The sequence below is a fragment of the Dokdonia genika genome, assembly GCF_042652845.1.
Lineage (GTDB): Bacteria > Bacteroidota > Bacteroidia > Flavobacteriales > Flavobacteriaceae > Dokdonia > Dokdonia donghaensis.
In genome coordinates this window covers 117040-130667 of record NZ_JBHSHB010000008.1, presented here as the reverse complement: position 1 = coordinate 130667, position 13628 = coordinate 117040, and the positions used below count along the sequence as shown (strand labels likewise).

The following is a 13628-nucleotide window of genomic DNA, read 5'->3' as shown; positions in this document are numbered from 1 at the left end:
TTATTTTACTTGAATTGACTCCAATAAAAAAGTCCTGATAAAAATTTTTATCAGGACTTTTCTAGTTTTGAGTATGTCTAATTACTGCAATACCAATCCTGATCTCTTCTTAAAAAAGAAGAAATAAAAAAAGTTGTTCCAATAATAAACTTGCGTTTGCATATTCAATTCTTAGACTGCTAATGTAGAAAAAAAATCTAATGAGAACCGACAAACCATCTCTTTTGCGAAATAAATTTTTATAACCTCTTTTTATTACGGAATTCATAATGGTTTTGAGTACGCTTTCGCGAAAGCGCCATCACATCCACATAATCTCACACACATCTCAGCACTAAAAAGCTTAGTATAAGACTGCTATAGCGTCACACCTTTATCAAAATGACTATAAGCACTAGAACTAGTGCTTAAAATAAATCAAGCTCCTACTTCTATATAGTAATGAATACAAGAAACTCGTGACTGTTACGTTTTATGCTCATCCCTTATTTACTAACTTTGTGTAAGAACAAAATCATCATATGTCTATCCAAGTACACGGAATTACAAAAACTTATGGCACCCAGAAAGCGCTAGACGACATCTCGTTTACACTTAACAAAGGTGAGATAGTAGGTTTTCTAGGTCCTAACGGTGCCGGCAAAAGTACAATGATGAAAATCTTAACCACCTACCTCGCTCCTACTCAAGGTACCGCTCACGTAAACTCGTATGATACACAAAAGGAGGTACAACAGGTACGTAGCGCTGTAGGCTATCTCCCAGAGCACAACCCGCTATATCTAGAGATGTATGTAAAGGAGTACCTCGCTTTTAATGCTGGTATATATAAGGTAAGTAAAGAGCGCATAGCAGAGGTGATACAGCTCACAGGACTCACTCCAGAAGCACATAAAAAAATAAGCCAACTCTCAAAAGGGTATCGCCAGCGTGTAGGTCTTGCCACGGCGCTGCTACACGACCCAGAAGTGCTTATACTAGATGAGCCTACTACCGGTCTAGACCCTAACCAGTTGCTAGAGATACGTAGCCTTATAAAAAATATAGGGCAACATAAAACTATATTAATGAGCACTCACATTATGCAAGAGGTAGAAGCGATATGTGACCGTGTGATTATTATTAATAAGGGACAGATTGTAGCAGATAGAAAGATGAGCGAGCTACGAGATGGCGAGCAGCAAGTGGTTATAGTAGAGTTTGACTACCGCGTAGAAGAAGTTGCCCTAAGCAGGCTCGATAAGGTAGCCAGTGTAAAGAATACGACAGGCTTTACCTATGAGATTACCTTTGCTACGCAAGAAGATATGCGTGCAAACGTGTTTGACTTTGCGCACGATAATGAGCTCAAGATCTTACAGCTCAACCAGAAAAACGCCAGTCTCGAGAGTCTTTTTACAGAATTGACCGCATAAAAAATGCCCTCTAGGTACTACTAGAAGGCAATTTATATAAGGTTTTTTATTTATAACTGGATGGTAAACTCTTGACCTGCTATGGTAATAACTGCTACGTTATCACAAGTGCCATCACCATAATCTAATGTGCCTTCTATATCGTTTTGAGTAACGATAGATAGCTCACCACTTACAAAATAAGGACAGGTAGCTTCCCTGCGTAGTGCGCTTGTCACTTCGCCACTTCTAGACAATCCATTAGTAAATGTGGTGTCCCAGTTACCTGTAATAAGAAAAGCATTATCTGTCCACGTTCCAGATCCTACTCCTTCTATCCACTCGCGAGTTCTAGATAACGTACGTGACGCATCTACATCACTATTTGCAATGTCTACAGTGATACTAGAGGTTAGTGCAGCTTGTGGGTTTCCGTTTGTATTTTCAAAGGTTCTTACTACGGTACCGCCACCAGTCACCCCGTGACCGTTATAAGTAAAATCATTGTACTCATAAGTGACTTCACGCGTACCCTCGTTTACAGCGGCATATGCAAGTGTAATTTGTCCCGATACAACGGCACCATTATTAAGTGTACAAGCTTCTGTAAAGCTTACAAGTATGTTGCCGCTACCATCACCATTAGGCATTACATCTAGTGTAGCACATTCTGGAAAAAAGCTAGTTACTACAGTACTACGTGTATCTTGCACATTTTCTAAATATACATTTTCTACAATGTCATAACTTGCGTCATCTATGACATCTACTTGAGCTGCGAGTGTAAGGTTTTCTGTAGATACTTCTTGGGTTGTGACATTCTCATCATCATCAGAGCAAGAGATGGTGATCATAACAATACTTAATAGTGCTACTAAAGGAATTTTGATTTGAGGTTTCATAATACATTGTTTTAAAGGTTCAAATGTTAAGACTTTATTAAAATCAATAGGTTTAATCACAAACAAATATTTGTGCGATTTATTTTATTTGATATTATTATTTATATCTTTGCACGCTGATAGAGACACTATCACGACATACATCGATCTCATTTAAAACAATATTGGAATGTATTTATCAAAAGAAGTAAAAGAAGAAATTTTTGCAAAGCACGGAAAAGGGAAAAACGATACTGGATCTGCAGAGGGTCAAATCGCTTTATTCACGCACCGTATCACACACTTAACTGAGCACTTAAAGAATAACCGTAAGGATTATAATACAGAGCGTTCACTAGTAATGCTGGTAGGTAAGCGTCGTTCTTTACTTGATTACTTAAAGAAAAAAGACATCTTACGTTACAGAGCTATTATTAAGGAGCTAGGTATCCGTAAATAAGAATTTTTTAAAAAAGGGAGCTTCACGGCTCCCTTTTTCTATATATTTAATACCGATGTTTTGAGAGGTACGCTTACGCGAAATTTCAAAACGGATCAAATTCTGAAAACACATTAGTACACAACCATAAAGGTTACTTACTAAAACTTCAGATTTTCGCCTTAAGGCAAGACATATTACATAAGACCTTTTGTATGATTATACATCATAACAAAATGGCAGAGAAAGCTTTCACAGCTAGTTTTTCATTGGTGTCCGATTTTTGGGAAGTAACTACCCATTTATCATCCCGTATCTGTTTAAGATACATCAACTACACAACACAACGACACTATGAATACCCACGAAGGGTGTTCTAAACTATTAACATTTTTCGCGAAAGCGGGATTATAGCAATCCTCATACCGCGAGAAAATCTCCCGATATACTCGGGAAAGAAAAACACATTTTATGATTCCAAAGGTTTACAAAGAGGTCATTGACCTTGGTGATGGAAGAGAAATCTCTATCGAAACAGGAAAACTTGCAAAGCAAGCACACGGATCTGTAGTAGTACAGTCTGGAAAGTGTATGATGCTTTGTACAGTAGTATCAAACTACGAGAGTAAAGACGTAGACTTCTTACCACTTACGGTAGATTACCGCGAGAAGTTTGCAGCAGCAGGACGTTACCCAGGTGGTTTCTTTAAGAGAGAAGCACGCCCGTCTGACGGTGAGGTATTAACGATGCGTCTAGTAGACCGTGTACTACGCCCACTTTTCCCAAAAGATTACCACTCTGAAACTCAGGTGATGATCCAGCTTATGTCTCACGATGATGACGTAATGCCAGATGCTATGGCAGGTCTTGCAGCAAGTGCAGCAATACAACTATCTGACTTCCCTTTTGAGTGTGCAATCTCAGAGGCAAGAGTAGGTCGTGTAAATGGTGAGTTTATCATTAACCCTACAAGAGCACAGCTAGAAGAGTCTGACATCGATATGATGATAGGTGCCTCTGCAGAGTCTGTGATGATGGTTGAGGGTGAGATGGATGAGATTTCTGAAGAAGAAATGGCAGACGCTATTAAGTTTGCTCACGAGCACATTAAAGTACAGTGTGACGCTCAAATGAGACTTGCAGAAGCTGTAGGACGCAAAGAGGTACGTGAGTACCCAGCAGAGCGTGAAGATGAAGATCTTAAGAAGAAGGTACACGATATGGCATATGATAAAGTATATGCGATCGCAAAGGCTGGTTCTTCTAAGAAAGAAAGAGGAATGGCTTTTTCTCAAATTAAAGAAGAGATCAAAGCTACCTTCTCAGAAGAAGAGCTTGAAGATTTTGGAGATCTAGTATCTAAGTACTACCGCAGTGCAGAAAAGGCTGCAATACGTGACCTTACTCTTAATGAAGGACTACGTCTAGACGGTCGCCAGACGGTAGACATACGCCCTATATGGTGTGAGACAGATTACTTACCATCTGTACACGGGTCTGCCGTATTTACACGTGGAGAAACTCAGGCACTTGCAACAGTAACTCTAGGTACCTCTAGAGATGCAAACCAGATAGATATGCCTAGCCACGAGGGCGAAGAGCGTTTTTACTTACACTATAACTTCCCTCCTTTCTGTACAGGTGAGGCAAGACCTATACGTGGTACTTCACGTCGTGAGGTAGGTCACGGTAACCTTGCACAACGTGGTCTTAAAGGAATGGTACCAGATGATTGTCCTTATACAGTACGTGTCGTGTCTGAAGTATTAGAATCAAACGGTTCTTCTTCTATGGCAACAGTATGTGCAGGTACAATGGCAATGATGGATGCAGGTATCCAGATGACTAAGCCAGTATCTGGTATTGCAATGGGACTTATCTCAGATGCAGAGACTGGTAAATATGCAGTACTTTCAGACATACTAGGAGATGAAGATCACCTAGGAGATATGGACTTTAAAGTAACCGGTACGGCAGACGGTATTACGGCTTGCCAGATGGATATTAAAGTAAAAGGACTCTCTTACGAGATACTCGTAAATGCACTACAACAAGCACGTGCAGGTCGTTTACACATCCTTGAGAAACTTACAGATACTATTGCAGCACCACGTGAAGACGTAAAAGACTACGCTCCTAAGATGGTAGGTGTACGTATTGCAAATGAGTACATAGGTGCATTAATAGGCCCAGGTGGTAAAGTAATACAAGAACTTCAGAAAGAGACAGGTACCACTATCGTGATAAACGAAGACCCTGTAACAGAAGAAGGTGTTGTAGAGATACTAGGTACAGGTCAAGCCGGTATAGACGCCGTACTTGCAAAGATAGACTCTATTACCTTTAAGCCAGTTGTGGGTAACACATACAAGGTGAAGGTAATCAAGATGCTAGACTTTGGAGCCGTAGTAGAGTATCTAGATGCTCCTGGTAACGAGGTATTACTACACGTATCTGAGATCGCTTGGGAACGTACAGAAAACGCTAGTGACGTACTCTCTATGGGTGAAGAGCTAGATGTAAAATACTTTGGTATAGACAAGCGTACTCGTAAAGAGAAAGTATCTCGTAAGGCGCTTATGGAAAAGCCAGAAGGATATGTAGCACGCCCACCCAGAGAAAACAACGATCGCAACCGCGGTGGTCGTGATAATCGTGGTGGTCGCGATAACAGACGTGACGATCGTAAAAAGGACTAAGCACCTTATAACGATTTAATAGATTTTTAAAGAATCGGTTATCCTTCACTGGGTAGCCGATTTTTTTTTGTGGTGCGCTTTCGCGAAAGTTGCCACGCACACCCTACACCCCCTTTTGTAAGAAAATGTTTATAAAAATGTGTACAGAATAAGGAAAACCGTAAAGAAGTATGATAGCAGTACTGTATTTTAGAGCACTGTAGCGTAGCTGTTTACTTAGTTGCGTTTATACAACTAAAAAAGAGATACAACTTATTAAACTTAAACAACTAGCTGGCATACAGTTTTACTGGGCTTACGGGCCATAAATAGTAAACTTGCTGTTATATGCTAGTTCTACGCAATTTGAAACAAGCAACATTCTACATATTAAACATTTTGCTTTTGACGAGTTTAAATTTATTCTCGCAAAATAGTTTGATGCGAAAGAATTTAAATGAAGAGATTGGTTCAGCTTACCTAACTGAATTTAATCAGGCTGAATTTTACTTTGACCTTTTACCTCTGGAAAATTCGGAATATAATTTTCATTTCCGTTACATTAAATCTGGACAAATAATTGATTTATACAGCATAAATAAATTAAGCTTTTCTGGTCAAATAATTAATTTCATACAAGAAACGAAAGAAGTAAAAACAGAATATGGTTACAATGCGGAACCTATTAATTATGTATTTAATAAAGTAAAAATTGCAGATACAAGTGCAACAAAACTTGGAAAGTATATTTTAAAAGAAAAAACTAATGAAATCCCAACTGATAGTTTGGTATCAAAATGGAATTTTAACTGGCTGGACTGCGGAGCTATAAAATTCAAATATAAAGTAGCAGATAAAATTTCAAATCAAACTTACACTTGTGCACAAAATCAAAATGATAGTATCGCTTATGTAGTTGACATTAAAAATCTAAAGGATATGTTATCTAATGATTTAGAACTTAAATCTTCATTTGACAATTTCACAAATGAATTACCCAAAGGTGCGTCCTATATAATTGATGGTTGGATAACAATGTTTAAGTTATCCGAAAAACAACTTGAATGGCGTGAAAAGAATAAGCCAATGAGAGATTATTTAAAAACTGTAAAAGACACAATTGACCATTATTTGGAGTTTGAACTAAATCGCTTAATACCAAATTCAGCGGAATTAGATTGTTTTGACGATTATCGTCTGACTTTTAATAAAAATGGTCGCTTAAAAAGTATGAAAGTTGATATGGGACTTTGGGAACGTATGTTCGACAAGGATTACCAAAAATGCAGACGGATTTTAAAGAAAGCCTTTAGAAAAATAAAAGTTGATTTTATCGACCCAAAATATGTCTTTTATCGAGATTTAAGTTTTGGCGGAAAAGAAATTTATATAACCGACCCAACATTATATTGAGCGAAAAAAACTGCGTAGAACAACGTATATATCTCATAGCTAAGTCGTTGCTTAATCTAAGTTAAGTGCTTATTTGGAAAGTTGCCAGATTTTTAAATATGACGGTTTCCAATAAAAAGATAAATAGTAAAATTTAAAAATCTGGCTTGTGCTTAACTCGAATATTATTTTCTAATTTGCACGCTACGAGCCATATACACGACCTTTGTGAGCAAGCTAACCAAACCAACCTATGAACGAAGATTATTTAGCATATTTTAAATATTCAGGTGAAGCTGTCGAGAATGGCTATTTAGATTTAAGAAAGTCCGCCGACGCTTTAAATGGAATAGATGAATTATTTAGATACTTCTTAACACAGCAAGACCCAGAATTAGCGAAAATTGATTTTGAAATACCTGCACGTGTCAGAAAAGGTAGTTGGGAAGCATTAATTCCCGAAAATATAGGCGAATGGCTTCAACTAATTCTTGGAACTGGAGTTACAACATATACTGTAGCTGCACTTAAAGAAATGGCTAAATCCGATTTTAAAGATGCTGGATTTAAAACTGTTTTCAAAAAGATAATTAAATCAATTAAATGGTGTATTCAACTTGCCAAACATCTTGGAACTACGAGAAAAAAAAGTTTTGATAATGTAAAGTTCAAAGAAAAGAATGGAATACAATTTATTGGAGTAATGAATGAAAATGGAGAAATTTTGTTTGTGCCTAAAATGTATCTTGAATTGTTCACCCAACTGCCACCTTCAATATTTTCTAAACTTGCCAAACCAATTGAACCTGAAAGAGAACTATCGATAGATTTTGCAGATGACGAAAAAAATGACGCTGACGATACAACAGAGGCAACAATAAGCTATGCCAACAAAGATATTTTTTATGCCAAAGATGAAGAAGAAGAAATTCTATTCCCTGAATTTGAACACGGAATGTATGTTGAGATTGACGGTCACGTGACAAGAGGAAACGAAAATTCAAATACAATCGGGTTTCAATATTCTGGTCATATTTTGACTTGTTATCCAGAACAAGGAAACATAAGTAAAGAAAAAACAAAATTATTTACTAATTGTACTATTAAAGGGTTTATTGACAGACAAGACAAAAAAGGAGTTTACATAGAGAAACGACCAAGAATAAGGTTTTTGGAATTAATTCCATTAGATAGCAGTTTAAATCAACAATACGATATGTTCGAGTAACAGCCAGCTAACAACAACGTAAATGGTTTATAGCTGGTTATTTGACTAAACAAAGTAAATGCATATTTGAAATGTCGCCAAATTTTTAAATTTGACGACATTTCAAATAAAAAGGATGAATAGTAAAATTTAAAAATCTGGCTTGTGCTTAATCCGAATAGTTATCGCTTCTTTTCATATACAAGACCGTCACCATAAAACTTAAAGAATGAGAATAACAATCATTATAATTATTCTGACAATTCAAATAAGTTGTAAAAACCGTAATGAGACCAATAGTAAGTCTGATAGTTCTGCCATCACAGAATTAACAAAATGCAACTACAATAATGAAGCAATTACTGCATATTACACGCTAACTAATAAAGCTGAAATTGCAATTTGTAATGGTGATTTCGATAGAGCATCCAGAAATTACTCATTGGCATTTAGAGAAATCAAAAAACCTTTTGGTGCAGATGTTTATAATGCCGCACTTTCAAATCAACTCGCTAATAATCTAGATGAAAGAAATTTAAATCTTCAACTACTTATAAATAATTCTGATGATTTAGAATTGCTAAAGTCAATTTTTGTCAGCACCTATATAGATGAAAACCTTTGGAATTCTTTTATAGAGCAAAGAACCATTGAATATGATTCAAGATTAAGAAACGAATTCAAGTCAATTTATGAAAGAGATCAATTATTCAGACCTATGTATGATACTCATAATGACACTATTCAAGCTAATCGAGTGATTAATATGAACAGGATACTTTCAATAGCAGATTCTGTTGGCTTTCCTTCTCAGATGGAGCTCGGTTTTAGAAAATCTTTAAGAGGGCAAAATCACGATGTGGTTTTAGTTCATACATCTCAAAAAAGAAGCAGCAATAAAAATATAATTGATCTTGAACCAATTCTTTGCAAGGCAGTAAATGAGGGACGATTTGATCCTGAACAGGCAATCGCTTACCTACATTTCCAAAATGATAAAGATAAAGGGAATTTTGAGGTTTACTCGACTTGGCAATATAGACATCACTTGTTGCCAGATTCTCTAAATAACAAAATATGGCTTCCAAATTTGAATAAAGAAAAATATGAGAGTGCCAATAGAATAAGAAAAAAATGGAATGCTGATCAATTAGATGACATTGCAACAAAATCTGATTTTAATTCAAGAAGCAACATACCGTTCATATTTACATCAGTTATGACATCCGTTGAAAATATGCCAACAGATCTTACTCTAGAAGAGGCTTTGGAACAATATAAAATGAACACTTCAGATAAAAGACCATTTGAAAAGTAAAAAATACGTTGACTATCAAAGAACTGAGTTAAAAAACAAGCCTATTTAAAAGTTGCTTTTAGAATTGAAAAATTAAAAACAAAACATAAAAATCTGGCTCTGTATTAATCTGAAAAATTAACGTCTTTTTATAACAAGCGTGTCATATACGAGACCATTGTAGCCCATTTAAGAAAATCGATAGAAATTTAAAATAAGAATGAAAAAACACAATTACAAAATAAAAGTGGAATGGACAGGAAACGAAGGAAATGGAACTCTGAATTACAAGTCTTATAACAGAAATCATAAAATCATATCTAACGGAAAATATGATATGATAAATGGCTCATCTGATCCTTCATTTTTAGGAGATAAAACAAAATATAATCCAGAAGACCTATTTTTATCCTCCTTGTCAGCTTGTCATATGCTTTGGTATTTACATTTATGTTCAGTACACAAAATTGTAGTGACTGAATACTTGGACAATGCCACAGGTATTATGGAGGAGACTAAAGATGGAAGTGGAAAATTTACTGAGGTTACTCTTAACCCAAAAGTGAAAATAACTGACGGAAATATGGTTGAAAAAGCAAATCAATTGCACGAAGAAGCGAATAAAATGTGTTTTATTGCTAATTCTTGCAATTTTAAAATTGCACATAAACCGAACACAACCACCGAATAAAACAGCTTATAACCTAGCTACATAAAGACTTAACATAAAAATCAATCTTAAAATCAAACAAATGAGAATTATTAAAATTACCCTTTTACTTATTACAATAGCTTCTTTTACGAGTTGTGCATCTGGCTACAAAATGATTGAGCCTGAAACTATAAACTATATCTCAACAAATGAATCGGACAATGTAAAACTCGAATACAAGTATGATTTACTTCACAAAAAATATGCAAAAAAGGAAGAGAAAAAAGGAGTAAAACTAGTTGCCATTAAAATAACTAATAATTCGGGTAAAGCTGTAATGTTCGGAAGAGATGCAAAGTTAACTTACGAGAATGGTACAGAAGTTTATGTGATGGAAAACGAAAAAGCTTTTAAAACACTTAAACAAAGTCCAGCATCTTATTTGTGGTATTTACTTCTAACCCCTGTTAATTTATACACCACAGACACAAACTCAAACGGGTTTCAAGAAGAAACAAGCTCAACACCTATAGGGTTAATATTAGGCCCAGGTCTTGCAGGTGGTAATATGATTGCAGCGAGTTCTGCAAATAAGAAATTCAAGGAAGAATTATTAGAATATAACGTAAACGGTACTATCATTAAAAATGGTGAAACAAAATATGGTCTAATTGGTATTGAAGCCGATTCTTTCGATGCACTAAAGTTGAAAATTAAATAAACAACTGTTTTACGACAAAGTACTGAGTTAAAAAACAAGACTTACCTCAGCGAAGCTCAGCGCAAGCCTTAAGCCCTAAAATCATAAAAAAGGCCACCCTTTACTGGGCAGCCGTTTTTTTATTATAAGTACGCTTTCGCGAAAGCGGTCTTTTAAAAGTTTAAGCGCTCCTACTCCAGTTTACTTTTGGGGAGGTTTTGAGCGAGTTTATATCCCTTTTTCTTACTTACTCTATAGTCGCGTTTTGCTCGCTCACTGTTACCTAGGCGTTCATAGGCCACTGCCCTATTATATTCTGGTCTTCCGTCTTTAAACGCTTTTGCATCTATCACTTTTGTGAGATGCGCTACGGCATCTTCATACTGTTTCATCTTAACCTCTATAATACCTAAGTTAAGTAGTGTGGGATTATTAGATGGGGTCACTGCGAGTATTTTTAAGAACTCTCTTTTAGCCTCTGGATATTTTTTCTCATTAATAAAGTCAAACCCTTTTTTATACCAAGCACGTATAGATCCCTCATTCTTGCGGCTGGTGAATTTTTCTCTAAACAAAACTAGGCTGCTATCACTAGGGTTGATCTTTATAGCTTGATCTACTATTGCAGCGGCACGGTCTGTATCCTTATAGAATTCAAACACGCGAGAAGCTTTTGCTTTCCATTGCTGTACGTCATTTGGAAAACGTTCTAGTCGAGCGTCGTATGTTTTAAAATAATTTACGGTATCTCCCTTCTCACGGTAGGCATTAAGCAAGATGACGTAGTTATTCTTTATGGCTGGGTATTTTTCAAATCCCTGCTTTGCATAATAGATAGCGCTATCAAGATTTTTTTGACGCTGGCCAAATATAATCGCCTTAAGCATTTTAGACTCATACTGGTTAGGAGCAATAGCAATCGATTTGTCTAGGTGTTGCAACGCCAGTTTATTATTACCCTCGCTCATTGCATACATAGCCATCACGTGCTCATTAGGTCTACCTGCACCACTTATTTCAAAAAAGCCATCTATTCTCCCCCTAGCTTGCCCGTATGAGTAGACATAGTCTGCCGTCATTAAGTTTTGAGATCCAGTATCTGCTACGATATAATTTTGGTTTACATACGAGTCATACTTGGCATACGAGATCACAGCTGCTACCAGCCCTACAATTCCTAGACCTATCAGTACCGGTACGAGTGGTAAAGCGAGTTTTGTCTTCTCGTTTTGGCTCTTCACCTTCACACCTTCGGTTTCCATAAGTGAGATGATAAGTGCCGCTAGTATGGCAAATAAACCTTGGATAGGCGTACGCTCTAATGGGAAATTTATAGAAGCATCAAGCCCGTAAGCAATAAGGGCTAAGGCAAGCATAAGAAAGGTCCATCTTTTTTCTGAATCTTGATTTTTAAAGAAGAGCAATAATATACCGCCAGATAACATAATAAATAACAAGACATAAGGTATAAAACCTAAGATGCCCGCCTCTGCCAGTATCTGTAAAAAGTCATTATGCACTCGTAGCGGATATAAAAATCGATCTGTATTAGACTGGCTATAATACGCATCTTTATTACCTAGCTTCCAGTTTCCTAATCCAATACCTACTAGTGGACTCCTCTTAAAGTCGTCCATAGCCATTTTATAGTATAGGAGACGTCCAGAAGACTTGGTACTAGTAACAGATTGTGTGGGCTTTACTGTGACAGCTGCTCCGCTGTTTGCACGATAAGATGTGGTCAATATATTTTTATAGCTATTGGCCTTACTTCTATCTAGTCTGTTAGAGTTGGTTACTAGTAAGAAGCCGGCTATAAGTATACCTATGATAGGCAGGAGCGGGTATTTAAGTCTTTGTGCCAGAGCACCAGAGCGCACCCCATCAATGATAAAATAAATGATAAATAAAGAGAATATAACCGTAGCACTTAAAACTGCGGCACGTGCTCCCACATAAAATAATGCTGTAAAACTTACAAAGAGCGTAAGCAATGACATCACTCTCCAGCGCCCTGCGTGTTTTAAAACTCCAGAAATAATAAAAGGTAAAGTAATAGAAAGAAACGCAGCTGTCACATTACGACTCCCAAAGAGCAACTCCGTTTCTTTAAGTAGCGGTACGGTACGTGGGACACTCCAGTTATCAATAAAATGAAATATAATCTGAACCCCAATAACAAACACAATGACGTGTAATGTTTTGACCAAAAACGCAAATAAACGATGCGGCGCGACCTTAAAAATAAGATAGAGATTAAAGACTCCTACCAGTGTGATACCCACGCGGGCAATATCTTTTACTCCCTCAGAGATATTTAAACTCCCAAAAATGGATACCAAGCAGGCAACAAAGAAGACCAGGTAGATGCCAAAAAACCAAAAGGCAACACGAGAAAAAGTGCGCAGTACCCCTAGCGTACGGTTGTTATAAAAAAATATAAGACCTAAAAGGTTAATAACCCCGAAGTAGAACCACTGAGATCCTATAGGGTCTATCGCTTCAAAACGAGGGATGATACTTATTATACAGTACAGAACTATTAATAGTTTAAACCCCAGTAGGTTTAAGGTGTCTCGAGAATTTTCCAAATGTCAAACTTCTTTTATTCTTGTCACCATTGACACGACGAAGTTAAGAAAACCTTTTTAACGTTTTATTAGCAAAACGGTAGACCCAAGAAGAGCGTACAATTTTATGTAACAACAACTTATAATGACGCTTTCGCGAAAGCTGCCACTCACGCCCTACAACCCTTTTTGTAAGAAAATGTTTATAAAAATGTGCATAGAATAAGGAAAACCGTAAAGAAGTATGACAGCAGTAGTGTATTTTAGAGGGCTGTAGCGTAGCTGTTTGGATAGTTGCGTTATGCAACCAAAAACGAGATACAACTTATTAAACTAAAATAACCAACCGCACAAACAGCATATATATTTTTCCAGCCATAAAGAGCCTACACTTAAAAAAATAAAAGAGCTGTTTTT

10 protein-coding genes are annotated in these 13628 nt (G+C 36.6%); 8 read left to right on the top strand and 2 right to left on the bottom strand.

Annotation, left to right across the window (positions count from 1 at the left end; genetic code table 11):
* Positions 1 to 521 precede the first annotated feature (521 nt).
* On the top strand, positions 522 to 1415 hold the full coding sequence (gene gldA / locus ACFO5T_RS04500; protein ID WP_380032410.1) for a gliding motility-associated ABC transporter ATP-binding subunit GldA: 894 nt from the start codon (positions 522 to 524) through the stop codon (positions 1413 to 1415).
* A 50-nt stretch (positions 1416 to 1465) separates the two neighbouring features.
* Here gldA and ACFO5T_RS04495 read toward each other — a convergent pair whose 3' ends face one another.
* Complete coding sequence (locus ACFO5T_RS04495) at positions 1466 to 2296, bottom strand: hypothetical protein (RefSeq protein ID WP_380032408.1); 831 nt, start codon at positions 2294 to 2296, stop codon at positions 1466 to 1468.
* A 169-nt stretch (positions 2297 to 2465) separates the two neighbouring features.
* On the opposite strand from ACFO5T_RS04495, the gene rpsO reads away from it, so the two are divergent.
* From rpsO to ACFO5T_RS04460, 7 genes are all read left to right on the top strand, one after another.
* The gene (gene rpsO / locus ACFO5T_RS04490) at positions 2466 to 2735 is read left to right on the top strand and encodes a 30S ribosomal protein S15 (RefSeq protein ID WP_375253613.1); all 270 of its coding nucleotides are present in this window, start codon (positions 2466 to 2468) and stop codon (positions 2733 to 2735) included.
* A 450-nt stretch (positions 2736 to 3185) separates the two neighbouring features.
* Positions 3186 to 5414 (top strand): polyribonucleotide nucleotidyltransferase, encoded by a 2229-nt coding sequence (locus tag ACFO5T_RS04485; RefSeq protein WP_380032405.1) that lies wholly within the window; start codon positions 3186 to 3188, stop codon positions 5412 to 5414.
* A gap of 327 nt (positions 5415 to 5741) precedes the next feature.
* Complete coding sequence (locus ACFO5T_RS04480) at positions 5742 to 6806, top strand: hypothetical protein (RefSeq protein WP_380032403.1); 1065 nt, start codon at positions 5742 to 5744, stop codon at positions 6804 to 6806.
* 232 nt (positions 6807 to 7038) lie between these two features.
* Positions 7039 to 8013 (top strand): hypothetical protein, encoded by a 975-nt coding sequence (locus ACFO5T_RS04475; protein WP_380032401.1) that lies wholly within the window; start codon positions 7039 to 7041, stop codon positions 8011 to 8013.
* Positions 8014 to 8221: 208 nt separating this feature from the next.
* A complete protein-coding gene (locus ACFO5T_RS04470; RefSeq protein ID WP_380032399.1) occupies positions 8222 to 9310 on the top strand; it encodes a hypothetical protein in 1089 nt (362 codons plus the stop codon).
* Positions 9311 to 9509: 199 nt separating this feature from the next.
* Positions 9510 to 9980: an OsmC family protein gene (locus tag ACFO5T_RS04465; RefSeq protein WP_380032397.1), complete on the top strand. Its 471-nt coding sequence runs from the start codon at positions 9510 to 9512 to the stop codon at positions 9978 to 9980.
* Between the two features lie 61 nt (positions 9981 to 10041).
* Positions 10042 to 10662 (top strand): hypothetical protein, encoded by a 621-nt coding sequence (locus tag ACFO5T_RS04460; protein WP_380032395.1) that lies wholly within the window; start codon positions 10042 to 10044, stop codon positions 10660 to 10662.
* Positions 10663 to 10832: 170 nt separating this feature from the next.
* Here the strand turns inward: ACFO5T_RS04460 and ACFO5T_RS04455 are convergent, their stop codons facing one another.
* Positions 10833 to 13232 (bottom strand): O-antigen ligase family protein, encoded by a 2400-nt coding sequence (locus tag ACFO5T_RS04455; RefSeq protein ID WP_380032393.1) that lies wholly within the window; start codon positions 13230 to 13232, stop codon positions 10833 to 10835.
* Positions 13233 to 13628 lie beyond the last annotated feature (396 nt).